Here is a 21219-nt window from a genome sequence, read left to right on the forward strand (position 1 = left end):
GCCGTGGCGAAGAAGGGGCGCCATCATCGTCGATCGCCGGTGGCGGCGTTGTATGCGCGCGATTCGCTGCCCCAGGCGCTCCAGCCGCGACCGATCCGCTCCGCAGCGCCAGCGTGCTTTCGTCGGGTGTCGGGGCTGGAGCGCCTGGGGCAGCGGACTGCGCGGATGTTTCGTTATCGCCGGCGAGCGCATCGAGCGGCCGCGCGCGATCGAGCGCATCGGCGTTCATGCGCTCAATCTCAGCAACGGCAGCGGCATGGCCTCGTAGACCATCAGCACCACCTTGCCGCGCGCCGGGCCGCGTTCCACCGCGCGATGCGCTTCGGCGGCGCGGGTCAGCGGAAACATTTCGCGCACGTGCACCAGCAGGCCGTGGCGTTCGTGCAGGCTCGCCAGTTCGGCCAGACGCTCGCGGCTGCGCTGGCTGTGCAGGGTCCGCAGGCCCAGGCGGCGCGTGCGTTCGCTATCGCACAGCGTGCCGATGCGCGCGGCGTCCGCGCCCAGGCCGATCCAATCGGCGAAGCTTGTTTCGCCGCAGGAATCGAACACCGCGTCCGCGCCGCGCGGCGCCAGTGCGCGCGCCTGGGCGATACCGGTTTCGCCGTCGCCGACTGGATGCGCGCCAAGCGAGCGCAGGTAATCGTGATCGGCCGCGGCGGCGCTGGCGATCACGCGCGCGCCCCAGATCCGCGCGAGTTGCACGGCGACGCTGCCGATGCCGCTGGCGGCGCAGTGGATCAACACCGTTTCGCCCGCGCTCACGCGCAACTCGCGCAAGGCCGCATGCGCGCTCTGGCCGGTGGAGGGCAGGGCGCCGGCCACGGCCCAGGACATCGTCAACGGTTTGCGCACCACCTGCGCGACCGGCACGGTCAGGGCTTCGGCATAACTCATCGCCGCGGCCCAACCCATGACTTCATCGCCGAGAGCGAAGTCGCGCACGCCTTCGCCGAGCTGATCGACGATGCCGGCGAATTCGTTGCCCAGGCGGCGCGGAAACGCGGTCAGCGCATCGCTCCGCGCGGTGTCGTTCGCGCTCGGGCCGCGGCGCAGGGCGATATCGCCGGGCCGCACGCCGGCGGCGCGCACGCGCACCCGGATCTCGCCGGGACCGGCCTGCGGCATCGGCAGATCGATCGCGCGCAGCACATCGGCCGGGCCGTAGCGGTCGAATACCACCGCCTTGACTCGTGGCGACGCGGATGCGATGTGGGGCGCGCGCGGCTCAGCGTGGTGGAGGGCCATGACTTGACGCCGTGAGGGGATGGCGGCCAGGATAGAACCTCAATTTAACTTGAGGTCAAGCGCCAATGTGTCGCACCTTCAATCCGGGTTCGCCCCATGCCGGGAGCGCGCGCCGATGAGCGTCACCGCCGAACTCAGCGTGGGCCAGATCGCGGAACGTTCCGGCGTGGCGGTGTCGGCCCTGCATTTCTACGAGGCCAAGGGCCTGATTCACAGCCTGCGCACGGCCGGCAACCAGCGCCGCTACGGCCGCGACACCTTGCGCCGCATCGCGATCATCCGCGTCGCCCAGCGCGTGGGCATGCCGCTGGCGACGATCCGCGAAGCGCTGGACACCTTGCCCGACTCGCGCGTGCCTTCGCGCGCGGACTGGGCGCGGCTGTCGGCGTCGTGGAAAGACGAACTCGAACAGCGCATCGCCAACCTCAGCCTGATGCGCGACACCCTCGACCAATGCATCGGCTGCGGCTGCCTGTCGCTGGATCGTTGCCGCCTGGCCAATCCCGACGACACCTGGGGCGACCAGGGCGCCGGCGCGCAGCGCTGGGCGGCGGCGTTGAAGCAGGCCAAGCCGCGGCGAGGCGCGAAGAAGGCCGAGTGAGCCCGGCGGCGGTGCGCACGGCGAGGTCGTTCGTTGTGCGAAGACAGGCGTTTCGTCAGCGACCGCGCGCGGCGTCGTACCATGGGCGCTTCCCTCCGCCTGACGATGTCGCCATGACCCTTTCGATTCACTCCGCCTGCGTTCCGGTGTTCAAGCAACTGCTCGGCAGCCTGAGCGAGATTCTCGCCCGCACCGAGGCCCACGCCGGCGAGCGCAAGATCGACCCGGACGCCTACCTGCAGGCGCGCCTGTTCCCGGACATGTTCCCGCTGCTGCGCCAGGTGCAGATCGCGTGCGATTTCGCCAAGGGCGTCAGCGCGCGCCTGGCCGATGTCGATGTGCCGGTGTACGACGACAAGGAGCGCAGCTTCGCCGAGTTGCAGGCGCTGATCGCCAAGACCCAGACCTTCATCGACGGCCTGGAGCCGGCCTTGTTCGAAGGCGCGCAGGATCGCGAAATCGTGCTTCGCCCGGGCACGCCGAAGGAGCGCCGCTTCGGCGGTCAGGACTATTTGACCCATTACGGCCTGCCGCAGTTCTTCTTCCACGTCACCACCGCTTACGCGATCTTGCGCAGCAATGGCGTGGAGATCGGCAAGCGCGATTTCATGGGCAAGTACTGAGCATCGTCACGCGCAACGCGATGGGTTGAGACATTGCGATCGCGTCGCCAAAAAGCCCGCTTCGGCGGGCTTTTTCGTGGGCGCGACAAAGCCTTCTGGCGGCGTTTTCTTGGCCGCGAAATCGACGTGTTCGAAGACGTTTTTTTCGATCGCCGTCGCCCCTGATCTCGGCCTGTGCGACGCCTTGCTGCGATCATGTTTTCCCGTTGACGACAGGACGTCGTAAGCGGGTCCGGACGCTCTCAGGACCTCGACCGCGGAGCGGTCGGCGCAAGGACGCGCGGTCCGGAATTCCCCCATCCGTTGCAACCCAGAAGGAGTTGGCATGCCGTACAAGAGTATCCAGGGGCCCTTCGTACTGAGTCTGGCGCTCGCCGCGCTGGTCGCCGGTGCGTCCGGTGCCCCGCAGTTGGACGATGTTCGCAAGCAAGCGGCGCAGCCGTTGCGACCGCAGTCTACCCATACCGCCTCGCAAGTCTCGCGCGATGGCGGCATCGACACCGCCCTGGCGCCGATCGAGCGCGACCTCGCGCGTCTGCGCCGTTACGAGCCGCTGGCCGCGTCGGATCTGGTCACCAACAGCGTCGATGGCGCCGATTCGACCATCGCGTTGCGCGGTTCGATCGGCAACGGCGATGCGCTTAGCTACAGCCTTGCGGTGGCGCCGCGCCACGGCCGGGTCACCATCGAGAACGGTCGCGCCACCTATCGGCCCGATCCGGACTTCGTCGGCGTCGACACCTACACCTACCGCGTGCATGCCGGCCAGGACAGCGCCGAAGCGGTGGTGGCGGTGACTTCGATCCGCGAACGCAGCCTGCCGGCGACGGCAGCCGCGGCCTTGTAACGGCCGCTCACCTTGCCGCCGCCGCGCGCACCGCGGCGGCGCTACCGGTACCCCTCGGAAAGGGGTAGGGGACGGCTTCGGGCGCTGGGCGCGCGAGCCGATACGCAATGCTTCGGACCGGTCCGCGCGATGCGCGGCCGTTTCGCCGGCCTCTCGTCGTGGTGATGGCCGGGCCGATCGTGCCGGCGCGTCAGCCGCGGATCGGGACGAGGATTGCGCGATCCCCGGTGTCGGCCGGTCCGCGGCGTTCGCAGGTCTTCCGCCTGCGGCGTCGCGGCCCGGTACGGACCGAAACCGGCGGGCACGGCCCGATCGGAAAGATTCGAGTCAGGACGCCTTTCATCTCCTCGTCAGTGATGAAAGTCGAAGCGGGCAGGGATGCCCGCGTGTCGGCGGCTCCGGCCGCCGCCGGCCGCACTGGGCTTGCGGCGCGGCGGCCGGAGCCGGGGCGGTGCGATGCTCGCCGCCGGCAGGTTCGCGATGAGCCATCCCGCGGCGTACGAAGCCGCGCCGCCATCGCGCCATTGCGCGCACAGGCGCCCGGCGTGGCGCAAGCGACACAGGATTAGCCGAACGCATCGCAGATTCGCGCCGGGGGCTTGCATCTTGCCGCCGGCGCGACGACGATGCGGCCTCGGCTTGGGGAGGCCCTGATCGATGGAACTGCTGACGCTGGAACACTTCGCCGGGCATGTGAACGAGACCTACTCGGCGCAACTCAACGACAGCGAGGTGCCGTTCGTGCTGGTCGAGGCGCGCGCGCTGAGCACGCGGCCGCAGCAGGCGGCGCGGGCGCCGTTCTCACTGCTGTTCCGCAATGCTTCGGCGTTCCTGTTTCCGCAGCAGACCTATGTGATGCGCCACGATTCGATCGGCGAGGTCGGCATTTTCCTGGTGCCGGTCGCGCGCGAACGCGAAGGTTTTCTTTACCAGGCGATCTTCAACTGAGATCGGATCGGGCCGATCCGCGGATCGGCCTGTTCTAAGGTTTTCATCGATGACCACTGCGTGCGCGAATCTCGGTGCGCGGTCCTGCCGCGCGCCGCCGCGGCCATGCGCTTGCCGGCAATCGATTGCCGGCGCACCCATCCCAAGTCAACGCATATCCGATTCCCAGCGCATCAACGCATGCGTCGGCATCGCGTCCACGACCACGAAGCCCAGCCGCTCGTACAGACGCCGCGCGCCGTGATTGCCGTGTTCCACGTGCAGGCGCATGCCGCGTCCCAGCGCGCGCGCTTCGTCCTGCGCCCACACGATCAGCGCCCCGCCGATGCCGCTGCCGCGCGCGGATTCGTCCAGGCTGATATCGACCAGCAGATGCTCCGGCGCGGTGCGTTGCAGATAAATGCGTCCGAGCCGCTGGCCGTCGCGTTCGACCATCAGGAAATCCGCGCGCTGGTAATGGCGGATGTAGTGCACGTGCTGCATCGTGAACTGTTGGTCCAGAAACGCATGCAGTGCCTGCGCCGGCCAACCCATCGGCGCGAACTCCTGCGCGCGCAGGCGCCGGTACATGCCGCGCAGCCAGTCGATGTCGTGCGTGCGCGCCGCGCGCACGGCGATCCCGCGTCCGCTCAGGGACGCGGGAAGCTCCAGGGCGCCGCCGTGCGCGTCGGGAAACGCGAGCGGCGAGGCGGACTGCAAGGCGTGCATCCGGCTCAGGGGAACGAGGGGAAGATGCCTTCCAGCGCGATGCAGAAATTCATCGCGAGGTAGGGCTGCCGGTTTTCGTGCGGCTGGCCGTTGCCGGTGGGCAGCACCGCCGACGGCGAGAACGACGTGTTCGGCGTGCCCGGGGCGAAGGCGAAGCTGGCCGGCGTTCCCAGGCTGTTGCCCGAACTCGGCGAGCCGGCGCGCTTGCTGGTGTCGTTCTGGCCGTAGAGCTGGACGATGTGGTTGTGCGTCGGCATTTCGTTGGTGGTCAGGGTGACGCTGTTGGAGCCGAAGGTCTCGCCCATCGAGCGATCCGTCAAGCCCGGGCCCTGGCCTTGTTCGCAACCGGCGCGGTTGACGAAGTTCGGCAACTGGAACGTGGTCTGGCCGTTGCCGCCGTACTGGGTGCCCAGCAGCGCGAACAAGGCGGTGTTCTGCTGGATCGGCAGGGTTTGGCCGGCGCAGAAGGCCCAGCCGCGCGGGGCGAAGTTGAAACCGAAGATCTGTATCTGGCCGATGAAGGGCTCAGTCATGGGTGTGTCCTCTTGAATCTGTCCCGGGCCGCGCGCCAGGCGCGCCGGCCGGAGAGCGGGCGAATGGGATCAGGACTGCGACGGGAAGATGCCGGCCCAGGCGATGCAGTACTGCACCGTCAGCGTGGGCATCGTGTTGTCGTGCGGCTGGTTGTTGCCGGCCGAGCTCGTGCAGTTGGTCGCCATCGGAATCGGGTCCAGTCCGGTGATGTCGGTGAGGTACATGGTGTCGCCGCTCAACGCGCCCAGTTGCAGATTCGTCGCCGGTGCGTTGGCGGTGGCCGCGGTGGTGGTCGCCAACAACGTGTGCGTGTGCGACGGCATCTGATTGCCGATCAGGGTCACCGATTCGCTGCCGGACCTCTGGCCGATGACGTAATTGCTCAGGCCGGGGCCGGCGCCCTGGTGGATCGGCACGCGGCCTTGCAGGTCGGGCAGATTGAAAAAGGTCTGGCCGTCGCCGCCGTAGGTGGTGCCGAGCAGGGTGAACAGCACTTCGTACTCGGCGATGGACACCGAGGCGCCGTTGCAGGCAAACCAGCCGTTCGGTGTGCGGCCGAAGGCGAATAGGCGGATTTCTCCGACGAAGGGTTGGCTCATGAGATGAACTCCGTAAACAGTGGATCGTGCAAGTCGATCGCGGTCGGCGCGGACGCGGTTGCGCGTCGATGGCGTGGCGTCAGTTGCGCGACGGATAGATGCCTTGCAACGCGATACAGAAGTTGATCGTCAGATACGGCTGGATGTTGGAATGCGGCTGGGTGTTGCCCGCCGACGCGAGGGTGTTCTGGCCCAGCGGGACCTGCGGGCCGCCGGTGTTGGCGTAGATCTGGGAAGTGTCGTTGCCGTACAGCGCATCGCGCGGGCTGCGGGTGGTCGCCGCGGCGGTGATGCCGGACATGAGATGGTTGTGGGTCGGCAATTGCGGCGACAGCAGGGTGACGTTCTCGACACCGCCGGTTTCGCCGATGTTGTACGGCGTCGGGCTCCAGCCGCCGTCGGCCGACTGGCCGAAGCCCACCGGCGTGCGGCTTTGCATGTTGGGCAGCGCGAAGGTGGTCGTGCCGTTGCCGCCGTACTGGGTGCCCAGCAGCGAGAACAAGGCCTGGTTTTGCGCGATGGCCAATAGCTGGCCGTTGCAGGTCGCGAATCCCTTGGGCGCGAACGCAAAGCCGACGGTGATGATTTGTCCTAGGAATACTTCTGTCATCTCTTCCCCCAGAGGATGGTTCCGGGCGCCGTGCGCGCTTGCGGACGAAAATCCCGGGCCACCGCTCGGCCCCTCCGCGCACGGCGGGTAGGACCGGTCCGATCGGATCGGGCATGGCGCACGGGGCGCCATGACCTTGCTTAACGCAATGTCGCGGCAAAGGCGGCCGGTTTTGTGATCGAACTGCGTATTTGGTCATGAAAGGGGCGCGCCAGGAGCGGTGGGCGCGCGGACGAACGACCTATCCAGACAGCGGGAACGTCCGCAGGACACGTCCAGAAGGCGGTTTTGCGGGCATCAGGGGATCACAGCCATGCAGCAACAGTCAGCGCGTCATTCGGGCGTTTCGTTGGCCCGTCCGGCCGTCTCGTCGGAACCGGACCGGTTCGCTATTCGTTGGATCGGGCCGGCCATGCGCCGGTTCGCGCTGTTGCTGATGTGCCTCGGCCTGACGGCCTGGTCCAGCGGTGCCTGGGCGGCGCCTTCGGTCTTTTGCGGGCCGTTCAATATCAGCGTGACCAACAACGGCGCGCACATCATCGACGCCAGCGCCTGCGACGGCCCGGACAACCTGGGCATCGGCGGCGTCGGCGCGCCGGGCTACGTTCCGCCCACGCACGGCATCGTCACCATCTCGCAGTTCAGTCCGCAGACCGTCACCTACACCCATAACGGCGACAGCGCGACCAGCGACAGTTTCGTCTTCAACGACGGCACCGGCGGCACGGTCAACGTCACCGTGACCATCGCGCCGTCGGCGAGCCCGATCGTGGTGTCGCCGGCGTCGATCTCGCCCGCGCTGGGCCTGCCATTCAGCCAGGCGCTGAGCGCCACCGGCGGTGTCTCACCGTACGTGTTCAACCTCAGCGCCGGCACGCTGCCGACGGGCATGACCTTCAGCGCCGGCGCCTTCGGCGGCACCCCGACCCGGCGCGGCAGCTTCACGGTCAACATCGGCGTGACCGATTCGACCGCGCCGACGCCGCTGACCACCACCAAGTCCTACACCTTCACCATTCCCAACACGCCGCCGACGATCGGCCCGGCGGCGTTGCCGACGCCGGCGCGCACGGTGGCGTATTCGACCACGCTCACCAGCAGCGGCGGCGTGGCGCCGTATACCTATACCCTGGAAGCGGTGCCCGGCCCGCTGCCGCCCGGATTGAGCCTGAGCGCGGGGGGCGTGATCAGCGGAACGCCGACGGTCTCCGGGACGTTCACGTTCCGGATCAAGTCGAAGGACAGCAGCACGGCCAACGACGGCTCGGATAATTTCGGACTCAAGGACTATACGGTCACGGTCATCGAACCGCCGACCATCGTGGTCAACCCGGCCACCATCCCGGGCGCCACCGTCGCCGTCGCCTACAGCCAGACCTTTACCGGCAGCGGCGGCACCGCGCCGTATACGTTCGCGATTTCCGCTGGCGCATTGCCGGCAGGGCTCGCGCTCAATACCACCACCGGCGACCTGACCGGCACGCCGACCGCGGCGGGCACGTTCAACTTCACCGTGCGCGCCACCGATAACGCCAACTTCTCCGGTACCCGCGCCTATACGTTGGCGGTCGCTCCGCCGACGATCTTGATCGCGCCGACCACCTTGACCAACGGCACGGTCGCCGCGGCCTACAGCCAGACCATCACCGCCAGCGGCGGCATCGCGCCGTACACCTACGCGATCAGCGCCGGTGCGTTGCCGGCCGGGCTGAGCCTGAGCAGCGCCGGCGTACTGAGCGGCACGCCTACCGCGGGCGGCACCTTCAACTTCACCGTCACCGCGACCGGCAGCAGCACCGGCACCGGCGCGCCGCATACCGGTTCGCGTGCGTATGCGCTGGTCATCGCCGCGCCGACGATCAATCTGCCGGCGACCACACTGGCCAATGCGACCCAGGACCAGGCGTACAGCGCGACCTTGAACGCCGCCAGCGGCGGCACCGCGCCGTACACCTATGCGATCACCGCCGGCGCGCTGCCGGCGGGCATCGCCCTGAGCAGCGCCGGCGCCTTGTCGGGTACGCCGACCTTGGCCGGCACGTACAACTTCAGCGTCACCGCCACCGACAGCAGCACCGGCAGCGGGCCTTACAGCTCGGCGCCGCGCGGCTATACGCTGCAGGTGACCAACATTCCGCCGGTGGCCAATCCGGTCACGCAGTCGGTGAGCTACAACGCCGGCCCCACCGGGATCGCGCTGAACACCACCGGCGGCGGCGTCGCCACTTCGGTGGCGATCGGCACCGCGCCGGCGCACGGCACGGCGATCGCGTCGGGGCTGTCGATCACCTACCAGCCCACTGTGGGCTATGCCGGCCCGGATAGTTTCACCTACACCGCGACCAACAGCGCCGGAACCTCGGCGCCGGCCACGGTCACGATCACCGTGCTGCCGCCGGGCATCACGGTGACCGCGTCGGGCCCGTTGACCGTGCAGGTCGGCACCGCCTACACCCAGACCTTCACCTGGAATGGCGGCGCGCAGCCGTTCAGCGGTTACGCCGTGACCGGTCTGCCGGCCGGCTTGAGCATCACCGGCAACACCGCCAACAGCGTGACCGTGAGCGGTACGCCGAGCGCGGCGGGCAGCTTCGCGCTCAACGCCAGTGCGACCGACAGCAGCACCGGCAGCGGCCCGTTCACCACCAGCCAGGCCTTCACCCTGACGGTAAGCGCGCCGACGCTGAGCATGACCCCGGCCGCAGGCACTTTGAGCACGACGTACGGTGCCGCCTACAGTCAGGCCTTCGTCGCCAGCGGCGGTACGCCGACTTACAGCTACGCCGTTTCGGCGGGCGCCTTGCCGGCCGGCCTGAGCCTGGATGCCGCCACCGGCCTGTTGTCGGGTACGCCGACCGTGACCGGTCTGTTCACCTTCTCGGTGCGCGCGACCGACAGCTCCACCGGAGCCGGCGCACCGTTCTCGCGCACGCAGAATTACGTGCTGCAGGTGGCCGCGCCGACCATCGTGATCGCGCCGCCCACCTTGCCGGGCGCACAGATCGCCGCGAGCTACAGCGAAGCGTTGAGCGCGAGCGGCGGTATCGCTCCATACGCCTACACGATCACCGGCGGCGCCCTGCCGGCCGGCGTGAGCCTGAGCAGCGCCGGCACGATCAGCGGCACGCCCACCGCGGGCGGCACCTTCAACTTCACCGTCACCGCGACCGATGCGCACGGCCAGACCGGTTCGCAGGCCTACTCGGTGATCGTGGCCGCGGCGACGATCGTCGTCGCGCCGGCCGCGCTGCCCAACGGCGGCGTCGCGCAGGCGTACAGCCAGACGCTGACCGCGTCGGGCGGCACGCCGGGCTACAGCTTCGCTCTCACCGCCGGCGCCTTGCCGGCCGGTGTGAGCCTGAGCAGCACGGGCACGATCAGCGGCACGCCCACCGCGGGCGGCACGTTCAACTTCACCGTCACCGCGACCGACAGCAGCACCGGCAGCGGCCCATACACCGGTTCGCACGCTTACTCGCTGACCATCGGCGCCTCGACCATCGTGCTGCCGGCGACCTCGCTGGCGAACGCGACGGTGGCCTCGGCCTACAGCGCCAGCCTCAATCCGGCCACGGGCGGCACCTCGCCGTATTCGTACGCGCTGGCTTCGGGCAGCTTGCCCGCGGGCATCAGCTTCAGCAGCGCCGGCCAGCTTTCCGGCACGCCGAGCGCGCCGGGCACCTTCAACTTCACCGTCGTCGCCACCGACAGCAGCACCGGCACCGGTCCTTACAGCTCGGCGCCGCAGAGCTACACCCTGGTGGTCAACGACATCGTGCCGGTCGCCAATCCGCTGACGCCGCCGCCCGTGGCTTACGACAGCCCGCCGGTTTCCTTCGCCGCGAACACCAGCGGCGGCATCGCGGCGTCGATCGCTATCGCGGCTCCGCCTGCGCACGGCACCGCCAGCGTCAGCGGTTTGAACATCGTCTATCAGCCGAGCCCGGGCTACGCCGGACCCGATCCGTTCACCTACACGGCCAGCAACAGCGTCGGTACCTCGGCTCCGGCCGCGGTGAATGTCACCGTGGCCAATCCGATCATTTCCGTGACGGCGTCGGATCCGCTGACCACGCAGGTCGGCGCGGCCTATACCCAGACCTTCACCTGGAATGGCGGCGCGCAGCCGTTCAGCGGCTACAACGTCGCCGGTCTGCCGGCGGGTCTGAGCATCACCGGCAACACCGCCAACAGCGTGACCGTCAGCGGCACGCCGACCGCGGCCGGCAGCTTCCCGCTCAACGCCAGCGCCACCGACAGCAGCACCGGTAACGGCCCGTTCCTTCAGGCGCAAGCCTTCGTGTTGACGGTGAGCGCGCCGACCCTGGCGATGACGCCGGCGCCGGGCAATCTGCCGATGAACTACGGCGTCGCCTCGACCATCAACTTCGCCGCTTCCGGCGGCACCGCGCCATACAGCTTCAGCCTGGCCAGCGGCTCCTTGCCGATCGGGGTGAGCTTCAGTTCGGCCGGCGTGCTCAGCGGTACGCCGACGGTGCCGGGCAACTACAACATCGCGGTGCGCGTGCAAGATTCCAGCACCGGCACCGGCGCCCCGTTCGCGCTGCAGCAGAGCTACACCATCGTGGTCGCGACCCCGGTCATCGCGATCGATCCGCCGACCCTGCCCAACGGCACCGCCGCGGTTGCCTATAACGCCACCCTGAGCAGCACCGGCGGCGTCGCTCCGTACAGCTACTCGCTGCTCAGCGGCGCGTTGCCGGTCGGCATGAGCTTCAGCTCGGCCGGCGTGTTCTCCGGCGTGCCTCGCTCGGACGGCAATTTCAGCCTCACCGTGCGATCCACCGACAACAACGGCCAGACCGCGTCGAAGCTCTACACCTTCACCATCGACCCGGCGACCGTGGTGATCGCTCCGGCGACATTGCCGGGCGGCATCGTCGGCGTGGCCTACAACCAGACGCTGACCAGCAGCGGCGGCATCGCGCCGTACAGCTATGCGATCGTCTCGGGCAATCTGCCGATCGGCGTGAGCTTCAGCTCGGCGGGTGTGTTGAGCGGCACGCCGGCCACGGCCGGCAGCTACACCGCCAACATCCGCTCCACCGACGACGCCGGCTATAACACCACGGTGCCGTACACCATCGTGATCGCCGACGCGGTCCCGGTGGCGGTGGACGACAGCGCGACCACGCCGTCCAACCAGCCGGTCACCGTGAACGTCACCGCCAACGACACCGGCATCATCACCGCCGTCGCGGTGGCCTCGGCGCCGGCGCACGGCACCGCGACCGCCAGCGGCATCAACGTGATCTACACGCCGGCCGCGAACTACTTCGGCAGCGACAGCTTCACCTACACCGCCAGCGGCCCGGGCGGCACCTCGGCGCCGGCCACGGTCAGCATCACCGTGACCGCCTTGCCGGTGCCGGTGGGCCAGCCGCAGAACGTGACCACGCTGCAGACGCAGGCGGTCACCATCGACGCCGCCAACGGCGCCAGCGGCAGTCCCTTCACCGGCGTGACCTTGCTGACGACGCCGAGCTCGGGCACGGCGGTGGTGCAGGGCACGCAGATCCTCTACACGCCCGCGGCCGACACCGTCGGCGCGATCGTGTTGACCTACACGCTCAACAACGCCTTCGGCCCGTCCGCGCCGATCACCTCGACCATCACCGTCAACGCGGTGCCGGTCGCGCAATCGCGGCGCGTGCGTACCGTGGCGGGCGCGACGATCACCGTCGATCTGACCTTGGGCGCGCGAGGCGGTCCGTTCACCGCGGCCAATCTGGTGTCGCTGACGCCGGCCAACGCCGGCACGGCGACGGTCGGCGCATCGGGCGGCACCTATGAGCTGCGCTACACCTCGGTGATCGGCTATTCCGGCGTCACCGTGGCCAGCTTCACCCTCAACAACGCCTATGCGACCTCGGCGGTGGCTACGATCGAAATCGAAGTCATGCCGCGCAGCGATCCTTCCAAGGACCCGGAAGTGCTGGGCATCCTCAACGCCCAGGCCGAGGCGGCGCGCCGCTTCGCCAGTTCGCAGATCGGCAACTTCCAGCAGCGCATGGAAGGCCTGCACGACGGCGGCACGGCGGGCACGCGCTTCGACAACGGCCTGAGCTTCTCGATCGACTCGCGTTGCCGCGACGAAGCGCGGCGCACGCCGGGCAGCGATTGCCGTCAACCGATGCTCGGCGACGAGCGCGCCTCGCTCGAACCCAAGCCGGCGGTGGAAGGCACCGGTCCGCAGTACGGCATCTGGACCGGCGGCACCATCAACAGCGGCAACCGCGACGGTCGCGGCGGCGGCTCGGCCGGGCTGGACTTCGAGACCAGCGGCATCAGCCTGGGCGCGGATTACCGCCTGCGTCGCGACTTCGCCTTCGGCGGCGGCATCGGCTACGGCCGCGACGACACCGATGTCGGCACGCGCGGCAGCCGCAGCAAGGGCGAGAGCTACAGCGCGGTGTTGTACGCCAGCTACCACCCGGGCGAGAGCTTCTATCTCGACGGCTTGCTGGGTTACCAGTGGATGTCGTTCGACTCGCGCCGCTACGTCACCGACACCGGCGGCATGGTCCGCGGCAGCCGCGACGGCAACCAGTGGTTCGCGTCGGTCTCCGCCGGCATGGACTACCAGCGCGATCGCCTGCGCGTGTCGCCCTACGCCCGCGTGGACGTGGCGCGCGCCACTCTCGACGGTTACACCGAGAACGGCGATCCGCAGTACGTGCTGGCTTATCGCGAGCAGGATGTCGATACCACCACCACCAGCCTGGGCCTGCGCGTGGATTACCGTTACCCGGTGCGTTGGGGCACGTTCTCGCCGCAGTTGCGCCTGGAATACCAGCACGACTTCCAGGACGACAGCTTCGCGACGATGAGCTATGCCGACATGATCGGCGGCCCGTTCTACCGTGCGCGCCTGCAGGGTCTGGACCGCAACCGCTTCGTGTTCGGCCTGGGCGCGGTGTTGCAGAGCGAGCGCGACTGGGCGCTGCGCTTCGAATACCGCGGATTGTTCGGCAGCGGCAACGACGACGACAACAGCTTCATGATCAACTTCGAGAAGAAGTACTGACCGGCGTGGGGCCGGTCTGGATCGGAAGGCGGTAGGTCTATGAAGCGGGCGCGGCCTCAGGGTCGCGCCCGTTTTGTTTTGTGGGGTGGTGAAGCATCGGTCCAATCCGCCGCCCGCCGCCCGTCGCCCACCCAAAGCCCGTGCTGTTCCCCCCCTTTGAAAAAGGGGGGCAGGGGGGATTTGCTTTTCGCTTTCCCGCTTTTCGCGCCAAAAGCAAATCCCCCGGCGCATTCAAGCGTCCTGGTGCTTCGTGCAACGCAGGCGCCAGCCCCCTTTTTCAAAGGGGGCGATTTGTCGAAGGGGCGATTGTCGGCGTGCGATCGCGTTGCGCCACGCCAACACAACCGCCACGCCGCGACAACGGCAAAAATGCCAAGATGCCGCACCCCTCGGTAGCCGCCTCGCCGCTATGTCCGAAACCGCCACCGCTTCGTCCGATTCCAAAGACCGCCTGCCCGAAACCGCGCTGGCGCAAGTGCCGCTGCAGCTCGCGCCCGAACAGCGCGCCGCGCTCGAAGCCGCCTACGCCACGCCGCCGCGCGCTTATCACAACATCGGCCACGTCGCCGAAGTGCTGCGCCATTACGCCGATGTCGCCGCCGGCCCCGGCTGGACGCAGCCGCGCGAGGTCGCGTTGGCGGTGCTGTATCACGACGCCATCTACGAAGCCGGACGCCGCGACAACGAAGCGCGTTCGGCGCTGCTCGCGCGCGAGCACATCGCGCGCTGGATGGCCGGCGCCGGCATCGACAGCGACCGCGTCGTCGAACTGATCGAACTCACCGCGCGCCACGGCGCGATCGCGCGCGAGGATGTGGACGAACAAACCCGCCTGTTCCTCGACGGCGACATGGCCATTCTCGGCGCCGAGCCGGCGGCGTTCGACGCCTACGACCGCGGCATCGCCTCGGAATACCGCGGCCACGTGCCCGGGCCGCTGTTCCGGCTCAACCGCCGGCGCTTTCTCAAAGGGCTGCTGAAACGCGAGCGTATCTTCCTCAGCGACTACTACCACCAGCGCTTCGACGCGGCCGCGCGCAACAACCTGCGGCGTTCGATCACGACCAAGCGTTGAGCGCACATCGCGCCTGAAAACCAAAACGGCCGCTGCGATCGTGCAGCGGCCGTTTGTTGCGATACCTGACTTGTGATTACCCAGCGACCCCATCCAGAACGAACCTCATCCGGATCGGTCGCCTACGAATCGAGCATCGCAATGCTTCATCCGTCGCGATGCAATTAAAGCGACGGCGTAGGCAACTGCGATCGCTCCCAGGCTCAACCCGACAATCGCCCCAGCGAACTGTCCAACACCCGCTGCAACTTGCGCGCCGCGCCGCTGATCGCGCCGCGCATGGTGTCGGCGTCTTCGGTCACCGCCACGGGCGGACGGCCTTCCAGGCGCGCTTCCATCGCGCAGTGCTTGTCGCCGCCGCCGGCCTTGGGGCCGTTGACGTCGCGCAAATGCACTTCCACCCGCGTGACCTGGTCGCGGAAGCGGCTCAGGCTGTGATCGATCACGCCTTCGACGTGGTGGGTCAGCGATTCGTCGCCGCGCAGGTGATGGTCGGTGTTGAGCTGAATCTTCATGCAAACGCCTCCTTATGGCGCAGATGTCGGGGCGACGCCGGGCCCTTGCCGCGGCGTCTGCGCGGTCCGTCGGCTTAACCAGCCTTCGCGATACGGCCACGCAAAACTTGGGACAGCGGCTGTCGCGGAAGGTTCGCGGCGCGGTTCAGCTTCGGCCCAGCGCCGCCGTGTCAGGCTCGCAAAGGCGCCGCCGCCCGGGGGTGCTTTAGAATGGCGGCATGATCGTCAACATCGCCGCCTACCATTTCACCGTCATCGACGATCCGCCGCAGCTCGCCCGGCAACTGCGTGAACAGGCTGAAAGCCTGCAACTGCGCGGCACCGCGCTGGTCGCGGGCGAGGGCATCAACCTGTTCCTGGCCGGCCCGGCGGCGGCCATCGAAACCCTGCTCGACGGCCTGCGCGCCGACCCGCGCTTCCAGGCGCTGGCGGTCAAGTACAGCCACAGCCAGGCCCAGCCGTTCGCCCGGCTCAAGGTCAAGGTCAAGCGCGAGATCATCGCTTTCCGCCGCGATCAGGCCTCGCCGCTGCAAGAACGCGCGCCGACTGTGACGCCCGACACACTCGAACGCTGGCTCGACCGCGGCACCGATGACGACGGCCGCCGCGTGGTGTTGCTGGATACGCGCAACCGCGAAGAGGTCGGCTACGGCAGTTTCGAACACGCCTTGACCCTGCCGATCGACAACTTCACCGAACTGCCCGAAGCGCTCGCGCCACACCGCGAAGCCCTGCGCGACGCCACTGTGGTCAGTTTCTGCACCGGCGGAATCCGCTGCGAAAAAGCCGCGTTGTGGCTGCGCGCGGACGGCATGGACAACCTGCTCCAGCTCGACGGCGGCATCCTGGGTTATTTCGAGCGCGTCGGCGGCAAGCACTATCAGGGCCATTGCTTCGTCTTCGACGAACGCGTTGCGCTGGACCCGCAGTTGCGGCCTTTGCGCGACGCGGCCGCCTGATCGGCATTTTTTGCCATTTATTACAAACTATTAACCCGTCCAAACGCGGCCTGCGGTTAGGCTGCGCGTTCGCATCGCGCCGGCGCCTGCGCGCCGGATCCCCTTCGCGCTGCGAATGGACGCCAGGCCGGGCGCCGTTGCCGGCCGAATTTGAATCGAATTGAGGACCCTCGATGAACCGACGCTCGTTCCCCGCTCTGAGTCTGCTCGCGCTCGCCGTTCTGGCGTTGGCCGCCTGCAGCCAGAGCGCGCCGGTCAACACTGCCGCCCCGCAGGAAACCACCGCCGCTCCGCCGCCGCCGCCGCAGGCCGTGCCCGATCCGGACGCCGATCCGGTCTCGCGCGCCTCGCCGCCGATGCTCACGCCGGTGGCGCTGGGCGTGTTCGAACCCGGCAATCCGGTGGCCCAGGCCACCACCGGCAAGCTGACCATCGACGATCTGGAACTCAAGGGCGAGAACGGCTCGCTGTACAAGACCGAGCGCGTGGCGATCGTGCGCGGCGGCGACCAGTACTCGGCCGGCCAGACCTATGGCGCGACCATGCAGATCGAAGCCAGCCAGGCGGTGGAATTGCGCCGGGTGATCGAGCAGACGCCGCCGAAGGAGACTCCGGCCAATGCGTTCTGCGGTACTACGCCGACGGGTTTTATCGCCTTGGCCAAGGTCAGCGAGCCTACCGGCGATGTGGTCAAGCTGATGGCGTTGCAGGGCGGCGATCTGCCGGCGGCGACGGCGCAGGGCGTGGGCTTGTGCGCGTCGATGTTCTATATGGGCAAGGCGGTGGAGAAGGCGGCGTCGTAAGGCGTTGTCGTCACTGCGTCGCCCGATCCACACGAAGCCGCATCAATTCGCCCCCTTTGAAAAAGGGGGCTGGCGCCCGGCGTTGATTGGCGAAGAGGGTTTCGCTTGCTGCGCCGGGGGATTTGCTTTTGCTGTTGCTTAGAGCAAAAGCAAATCCCCCTGGCCCTCCGGCCCGCAGGCATAGCCTGCGGGCGTTCAGTGCCGCGCGAACCTGCGGTTCGCAAGCGCGGCCCTTCACCCTTTTTCAAAGGGGGAACTCATCTTGAGGGGCGCTCAGGCCTTCGGCATTTCCAACAACCGTTTCGCCGCCGCCCGCCCCGCGATCAAACCACTGGCGAAGCACGCGGTCAGCAAATAGCCGCCGGTCGGCGCCTCCCAATCAAGCATTTCCCCCGCGCAAAAAACATTGTCCGCCAGCGCCGAAACCGCCAGCGCGGAATCCATCGCTTCCAAGCGCACGCCGCCGGCGCTGCTGATCGCTTCGGCGATCGGGCGCGCGCTGCGCAGGCGCAGCGGCAAGCGCTTGATCGTGCGCGCGACCACCGCCGCATCGTTCAATCCGTCCTTGCCCAACACCTCGAACACCAGCGCGGCTTTGACGCCGTCCAGGCCGGTCTGCCGGCGCAGATGCTCGCCTACACTGCGGCCGCGGCGCGGTTGAGCGAAATCGTGTTGCAGACGCGCGAGGTCGCGACCGGGCGCAAGATCGAGTTCGAGCACCGCCGAGCCCTGCGCCGCGATCGCATCGCGCAGCGTCGCCGACAAGGCGTACACCAGGCTGCCTTCGATGCCGGTGGCGGTAACCACGCATTCGCCCTGCAGCGATCGCTCGATGCCATTGCCGTCGCGCCAATGCGCGATCACCGGCTTGAGCGGCGCGCCGGCATGGCGCTCGGCGAAGTGCGCGCTCCAGCCGATGTCGAAACCGCAGTTGGACGGCTGCAAGGGCGCGATGTCCACGCCGCGCTCGCCCATCCACGCGGTCCAGGCGCCGTCGGAGCCCAGTTCCGGCCAACTGCCGCCGCCCAGCGCGAACACACTCGCGCGCGCCCGCGCATGCACCAGACCCGACGGCGTGTCGAAACGCAGCGCGCCGTCCTGGCTCCAGCCGATGCAGCGATGCTGCACGTGGAAGCGCACGCCGTCCTCGCGCAAGCGCCGCACCCAGCCGCGCAGCAACAGCGCGGCCTTGCGGTCCATCGGAAACACCCGGCCGGAACTGCCGATGTAGGTCTCCACGCCGAAACCGCGCGCCCATTCGCGCAGGGCGTCGGCGTCGAATTGATCGAGCCAGTGCGCGATCGCCGCGCTGCGCCGGCCATAGCGGTGGTCGAAGGCCGGGCGCGGTTCGCCGTGGGTCAGATTGAGCCCGCCCTTGCCGGCGATCAGAAACTTGCGGCCGACCGACCCCTTGGCCTCGAACAGATCCACCTCCACGCCCATCGCGCGCGCGGCTTGCGCGGCCATCAGGCCGGCGGGGCCGCCGCCGATCACGGCCAGGCCGGGCAGCGGGAGCAGGGTGGGAGCGGGCGGGGTGGGCATGGGCGGGATCAACCGGGTACGAAGAAACGAGCGCCGGCGGAAACCGACAACGGGCGACGGCGCATTATGCCGCGCGCGCGCCGGCGGCCGCCGGCCTGCCCGGCCCGGACGCCCGGCGCCACCCAACTTCCGGCCTCTGGTGCCGCGCCGCGCGATCGCCGACAGTGGGCGACTTGCCGATTGCCAGGGTCTTGAAACGATGCGAGCCACCGACTGGAAGGCGCACGGCGCCGGATTGCTGATCTGCGTAAGCGCCGCCGCCGCGGCCGCGCAAACGCCCGTCAACACCGCCGCCGCCGAGCCGCCGCTGCCGGAACAACTGCGGGATTTCGATGCCTACGTCGAATCGGTGCGCAAGCAATTCGAAGTGCCGGGCATCGCCGTGGCCATCGTCAAGGACGGACGCGTCGTGCTCGAGCGCGGCTACGGCGTGCGCGAACTGGGCAAGTCCGAGCCGGTCGATGCCCACACCTTGTTCGCCATCGCCTCCAACACCAAGGCCTTCACCTCGGCCTCGCTGTCGATGCTGGCCGACGAAGGCAAGCTCGGTCTCGACGACCGGGTGATCGACCATCTGCCGTGGTTCCGCATGGCCGATCCCTATGTGACCGGCGAGATGCGCGTGCGCGATCTGCTCGCGCATCGCAGCGGCCTGGGCCTGGGCGCGGGCGACTTGCTCTATTGGCCCGGCACCGACTACAGCAACGAAGAAGTCGCGCGGCGCCTGGCCGAGGTGCCGCTGAGCGGCGGTTTCCGCGGTCAGTACGCTTACGACAATATTCTCTACGGCGTCGCTCAACTGGTGGTGGAGAAAGCCAGCGGCCGCAGCTATCGCGAGTTCCTCGACCAGCGCATCTTCAAGCCGCTGGGCATGGACGAAACCCGCTACAACGCCGATGCGCTGCGCGTCGGCGACAACGTCGCCAGCGGCCATGCCAAGGCCGATTTCAAGATTCTGCAGACCGCGCCGCGCATGACCTGGTCCAACGTCGCCGGCGCCGGCGGCCTGTATTCCAGCGTGCACGACATGAGCAAGTGGATGCGCGTGCAGCTCGACGGCGGCGTCTATGGCCGCGAAGGCGGCGAAGAACAACGTTTGTTCAGCGCCAAGCGCCAGCGCGAGATGTGGTCGGTGGTGACGCCGATGGCGATCTCGGAACCGGCGGTGCCGGAACTGGCGGCGGCCAAGCCGAATTTCGCCGGTTACGGCGAAGGCTGGCAGCTCACCGACTATCGCGGCAAGAAGCTGGTCTGGCACACCGGCGGCTGGCCGGGCATGGTCTCGCGGGTGACCTTGCTGCCCGAGCAGAAACTCGGCGTGGTGGTGTTGACCAACGCCGAACTCGGCGGCGCGTTCCAGGCGCTGACGCTGCGCGCGCTCGACGCTTATCTGGACGCGCCGAAAACCGATTGGAACGCGGCCTACGCCGCCGCCCTGGCCAAGAGCCGCGACAAGGCCGATGAGGACTGGAACAAACATGTCGCCGCGCGCGACGCCAAATCCAAACCTTCGCTGCCGCTGTCGGGCTACGCCGGCGCGTATCGCGATCCGTGGTACGGCGATGTGTTCATCGAGCCGGCCGCGGGCGGCAAATTGCGCGTGCGCTTCGGCCGCACCAAGGATCTGGTCGGCGAACTCAGCCATTGGCAGCACGACACCTTCATCGTGCGCTGGGATCAGCGCTGGCTCAACGCCGACGCTTTCCTCAACTTCGCCCTGACGCCGGACGGGAAAGTGCGCGAGCTGCGCATGGAGGCGATCTCGCCGCTGACCGATTTCAGCTTCGATTTCCAGGATCTGCGGCTGACGCCGGTGGCGAAGGAAGTCGAGGCCAAATCCGACCCGCCGAAGGCGGCGAAGAAGTCCTGAGCCGCGCGAGCGCAGTTCCCGTATTTCCTCCCGGCCGATGGCCGCTTACCGTGCTGACAAGGGATGTATCCGTTATGAAGGACCAAGGTTTTCCGTTCGCCGCGTGCTTGCTCGCCGGCGCCTTGTCGCTGTCCAGCCTTGCGGCGAAGGCCGATGAGCCCGATGCCGATGCGGCGCTGCGCCAGACGATCGCCGCGCTCGACGCGAAGGTGTTCGATGCCTACAACCGCTGCGATCTGGAAACCTTCGAGCAGTATTTTTCGCCCGACGTCGAGTTCTATCACGACAAGGGCGGCGCCAGTTTCGACCGCGCCACGGTCGTGTCCAACACCCGCAAGTACATCTGCAACAAGGTGCGCCGCGAGTTGTTGCCGGCGACGTTGAAGGTCTATCCGATCAAGGACTACGGCGCGATCGAGGAAGGCGAGCACCGCTTCTGCGAAGTGAGCAGCGGCAAGTGCGAGGGCAGCGCCAAGTTCCTGATGGTGTGGGCGCTCAAGGACGGGCAGTGGCGGATGACGCGGGTGATGAGCTACGGCCATCGCGCGCTGACCGAACAGGAAAAGGCCGAGCTGTCGAAGAAGCCGGGCGGCTGATCGCGGCGGCGACAGGCGTCCCACACGCCGCGGCCCGGCTCCGGCAGGCCGAGCGGTCGGAACGCCGATTACGGGTCGATCGCGGGCTCGGCGGCC

Annotated in this window: 17 protein-coding genes; 10 read left to right on the forward strand and 7 right to left on the reverse strand. The window is 68.2% G+C overall.

Translation table 11 applies throughout. The annotated features are described in order from the left end of the window. Nucleotides 1–225: 225 nt before the first annotated feature. Nucleotides 226–1245 (reverse strand): NADP-dependent oxidoreductase, encoded by a 1020-nt coding sequence (locus LG3211_RS09695; protein WP_083512430.1) that lies wholly within the window; start codon nucleotides 1243–1245, stop codon nucleotides 226–228. A gap of 115 nt (nucleotides 1246–1360) precedes the next feature. Here LG3211_RS09695 and soxR point away from each other — a divergent pair, with 115 nt between their 5' ends. The 4 genes from soxR to LG3211_RS09715 all read left to right on the forward strand — a co-directional run bounded on the left by soxR (nucleotide 1361) and on the right by LG3211_RS09715 (nucleotide 4264). Further along, nucleotides 1361–1846, forward strand: a complete 486-nt coding sequence (soxR, locus tag LG3211_RS09700; RefSeq protein WP_057942655.1) for a redox-sensitive transcriptional activator SoxR — start codon at nucleotides 1361–1363, stop codon at nucleotides 1844–1846. 113 nt (nucleotides 1847–1959) lie between these two features. Further along, on the forward strand, nucleotides 1960–2469 hold the full coding sequence (locus LG3211_RS09705; RefSeq protein WP_057942656.1) for a DUF1993 domain-containing protein: 510 nt from the start codon (nucleotides 1960–1962) through the stop codon (nucleotides 2467–2469). 325 nt (nucleotides 2470–2794) lie between these two features. Beyond that, nucleotides 2795–3316 carry an Ig-like domain-containing protein gene (locus LG3211_RS09710; protein ID WP_057942657.1) on the forward strand — a complete coding sequence of 174 codons (522 nt, stop codon included), beginning with the start codon at nucleotides 2795–2797 and terminating at the stop codon, nucleotides 3314–3316. Nucleotides 3317–3973: 657 nt separating this feature from the next. Further along, the gene (locus LG3211_RS09715) at nucleotides 3974–4264 is read left to right on the forward strand and encodes a DUF6916 family protein (RefSeq protein WP_057942658.1); all 291 of its coding nucleotides are present in this window, start codon (nucleotides 3974–3976) and stop codon (nucleotides 4262–4264) included. Between the two features lie 147 nt (nucleotides 4265–4411). On the opposite strand, the gene LG3211_RS09720 is transcribed toward LG3211_RS09715, so the two are convergent. The 4 genes from LG3211_RS09720 to LG3211_RS09735 all read right to left on the reverse strand — a co-directional run bounded on the left by LG3211_RS09720 (nucleotide 4412) and on the right by LG3211_RS09735 (nucleotide 6715). Next, nucleotides 4412–4963 (reverse strand): GNAT family N-acetyltransferase, encoded by a 552-nt coding sequence (locus tag LG3211_RS09720; protein WP_237049864.1) that lies wholly within the window; start codon nucleotides 4961–4963, stop codon nucleotides 4412–4414. 14 nt (nucleotides 4964–4977) lie between these two features. After that, nucleotides 4978–5505, reverse strand: coding sequence for a phage tail protein (locus LG3211_RS09725; RefSeq protein WP_057942659.1), 528 nt, complete (start codon nucleotides 5503–5505; stop codon nucleotides 4978–4980). Between the two features lie 69 nt (nucleotides 5506–5574). Beyond that, nucleotides 5575–6105: a phage tail protein gene (locus tag LG3211_RS09730; RefSeq protein WP_057942660.1), complete on the reverse strand. Its 531-nt coding sequence runs from the start codon at nucleotides 6103–6105 to the stop codon at nucleotides 5575–5577. Nucleotides 6106–6184: 79 nt separating this feature from the next. Beyond that, nucleotides 6185–6715, reverse strand: coding sequence for a phage tail protein (locus tag LG3211_RS09735; protein WP_057942661.1), 531 nt, complete (start codon nucleotides 6713–6715; stop codon nucleotides 6185–6187). Between the two features lie 412 nt (nucleotides 6716–7127). On the opposite strand from LG3211_RS09735, the gene LG3211_RS09740 reads away from it, so the two are divergent. Both LG3211_RS09740 and LG3211_RS09745 read left to right on the forward strand, forming a co-directional pair. Beyond that, on the forward strand, nucleotides 7128–13763 hold the full coding sequence (locus LG3211_RS09740) for a putative Ig domain-containing protein (RefSeq protein WP_057942662.1): 6636 nt from the start codon (nucleotides 7128–7130) through the stop codon (nucleotides 13761–13763). 409 nt (nucleotides 13764–14172) lie between these two features. Beyond that, a complete protein-coding gene (locus tag LG3211_RS09745; protein WP_425479958.1) occupies nucleotides 14173–14838 on the forward strand; it encodes an HD domain-containing protein in 666 nt (221 codons plus the stop codon). A 203-nt stretch (nucleotides 14839–15041) separates the two neighbouring features. Here LG3211_RS09745 and LG3211_RS09750 read toward each other — a convergent pair whose 3' ends face one another. Continuing rightward, nucleotides 15042–15353, reverse strand: a complete 312-nt coding sequence (locus LG3211_RS09750) for an HPF/RaiA family ribosome-associated protein (RefSeq protein WP_057942663.1) — start codon at nucleotides 15351–15353, stop codon at nucleotides 15042–15044. A 218-nt stretch (nucleotides 15354–15571) separates the two neighbouring features. On the opposite strand from LG3211_RS09750, the gene LG3211_RS09755 reads away from it, so the two are divergent. Beyond that, on the forward strand, nucleotides 15572–16312 hold the full coding sequence (locus LG3211_RS09755) for a sulfurtransferase (RefSeq protein WP_057942664.1): 741 nt from the start codon (nucleotides 15572–15574) through the stop codon (nucleotides 16310–16312). A gap of 173 nt (nucleotides 16313–16485) precedes the next feature. Then, nucleotides 16486–17115, forward strand: coding sequence for a hypothetical protein (locus LG3211_RS09760; RefSeq protein ID WP_057942665.1), 630 nt, complete (start codon nucleotides 16486–16488; stop codon nucleotides 17113–17115). A gap of 273 nt (nucleotides 17116–17388) precedes the next feature. Here the strand turns inward: LG3211_RS09760 and LG3211_RS09765 are convergent, their stop codons facing one another. Then, nucleotides 17389–18657 (reverse strand): TIGR03862 family flavoprotein, encoded by a 1269-nt coding sequence (locus LG3211_RS09765; RefSeq protein ID WP_057942666.1) that lies wholly within the window; start codon nucleotides 18655–18657, stop codon nucleotides 17389–17391. Nucleotides 18658–18856: 199 nt separating this feature from the next. On the opposite strand from LG3211_RS09765, the gene LG3211_RS09770 reads away from it, so the two are divergent. Both LG3211_RS09770 and LG3211_RS09775 read left to right on the forward strand, forming a co-directional pair. Continuing rightward, nucleotides 18857–20527: a serine hydrolase gene (locus LG3211_RS09770; RefSeq protein WP_057942667.1), complete on the forward strand. Its 1671-nt coding sequence runs from the start codon at nucleotides 18857–18859 to the stop codon at nucleotides 20525–20527. Between the two features lie 74 nt (nucleotides 20528–20601). Continuing rightward, entirely contained in the window at nucleotides 20602–21123 is a 522-nt protein-coding gene (locus tag LG3211_RS09775; protein WP_057942668.1) for a nuclear transport factor 2 family protein, read from the forward strand. The last annotated feature ends 96 nt before the right edge of the window (nucleotides 21124–21219 follow it).

Origin of the sequence: Lysobacter gummosus, assembly GCF_001442805.1 — a bacterium.
Classification (GTDB): Bacteria; Pseudomonadota; Gammaproteobacteria; order Xanthomonadales; family Xanthomonadaceae; genus Lysobacter; species Lysobacter gummosus.

Coding starts and splice junctions, on each gene's coding strand:
- soxR (WP_057942655.1), top strand. CDS start 1,361: ATGAGCGTCACCGCCGAACTCAGCGTGGGCCAGATCGCGGAACGTTCC.
- LG3211_RS09765 (WP_057942666.1), bottom strand. CDS start 18,657: ATGCCCACCCCGCCCGCTCCCACCCTGCTCCCGCTGCCCGGCCTGGCC.
- LG3211_RS09730 (WP_057942660.1), bottom strand. CDS start 6,105: ATGAGCCAACCCTTCGTCGGAGAAATCCGCCTATTCGCCTTCGGCCGC.
- LG3211_RS09755 (WP_057942664.1), top strand. CDS start 15,572: ATGATCGTCAACATCGCCGCCTACCATTTCACCGTCATCGACGATCCG.
- LG3211_RS09750 (WP_057942663.1), bottom strand. CDS start 15,353: ATGAAGATTCAGCTCAACACCGACCATCACCTGCGCGGCGACGAATCG.
- LG3211_RS09775 (WP_057942668.1), top strand. CDS start 20,602: ATGAAGGACCAAGGTTTTCCGTTCGCCGCGTGCTTGCTCGCCGGCGCC.
- LG3211_RS09705 (WP_057942656.1), top strand. CDS start 1,960: ATGACCCTTTCGATTCACTCCGCCTGCGTTCCGGTGTTCAAGCAACTG.
- LG3211_RS09715 (WP_057942658.1), top strand. CDS start 3,974: ATGGAACTGCTGACGCTGGAACACTTCGCCGGGCATGTGAACGAGACC.
- LG3211_RS09735 (WP_057942661.1), bottom strand. CDS start 6,715: ATGACAGAAGTATTCCTAGGACAAATCATCACCGTCGGCTTTGCGTTC.
- LG3211_RS09745 (WP_425479958.1), top strand. CDS start 14,173: ATGTCCGAAACCGCCACCGCTTCGTCCGATTCCAAAGACCGCCTGCCC.
- LG3211_RS09740 (WP_057942662.1), top strand. CDS start 7,128: ATGCGCCGGTTCGCGCTGTTGCTGATGTGCCTCGGCCTGACGGCCTGG.
- LG3211_RS09725 (WP_057942659.1), bottom strand. CDS start 5,505: ATGACTGAGCCCTTCATCGGCCAGATACAGATCTTCGGTTTCAACTTC.
- LG3211_RS09770 (WP_057942667.1), top strand. CDS start 18,857: ATGCGAGCCACCGACTGGAAGGCGCACGGCGCCGGATTGCTGATCTGC.
- LG3211_RS09760 (WP_057942665.1), top strand. CDS start 16,486: ATGAACCGACGCTCGTTCCCCGCTCTGAGTCTGCTCGCGCTCGCCGTT.
- LG3211_RS09695 (WP_083512430.1), bottom strand. CDS start 1,245: ATGGCCCTCCACCACGCTGAGCCGCGCGCGCCCCACATCGCATCCGCG.
- LG3211_RS09710 (WP_057942657.1), top strand. CDS start 2,795: ATGCCGTACAAGAGTATCCAGGGGCCCTTCGTACTGAGTCTGGCGCTC.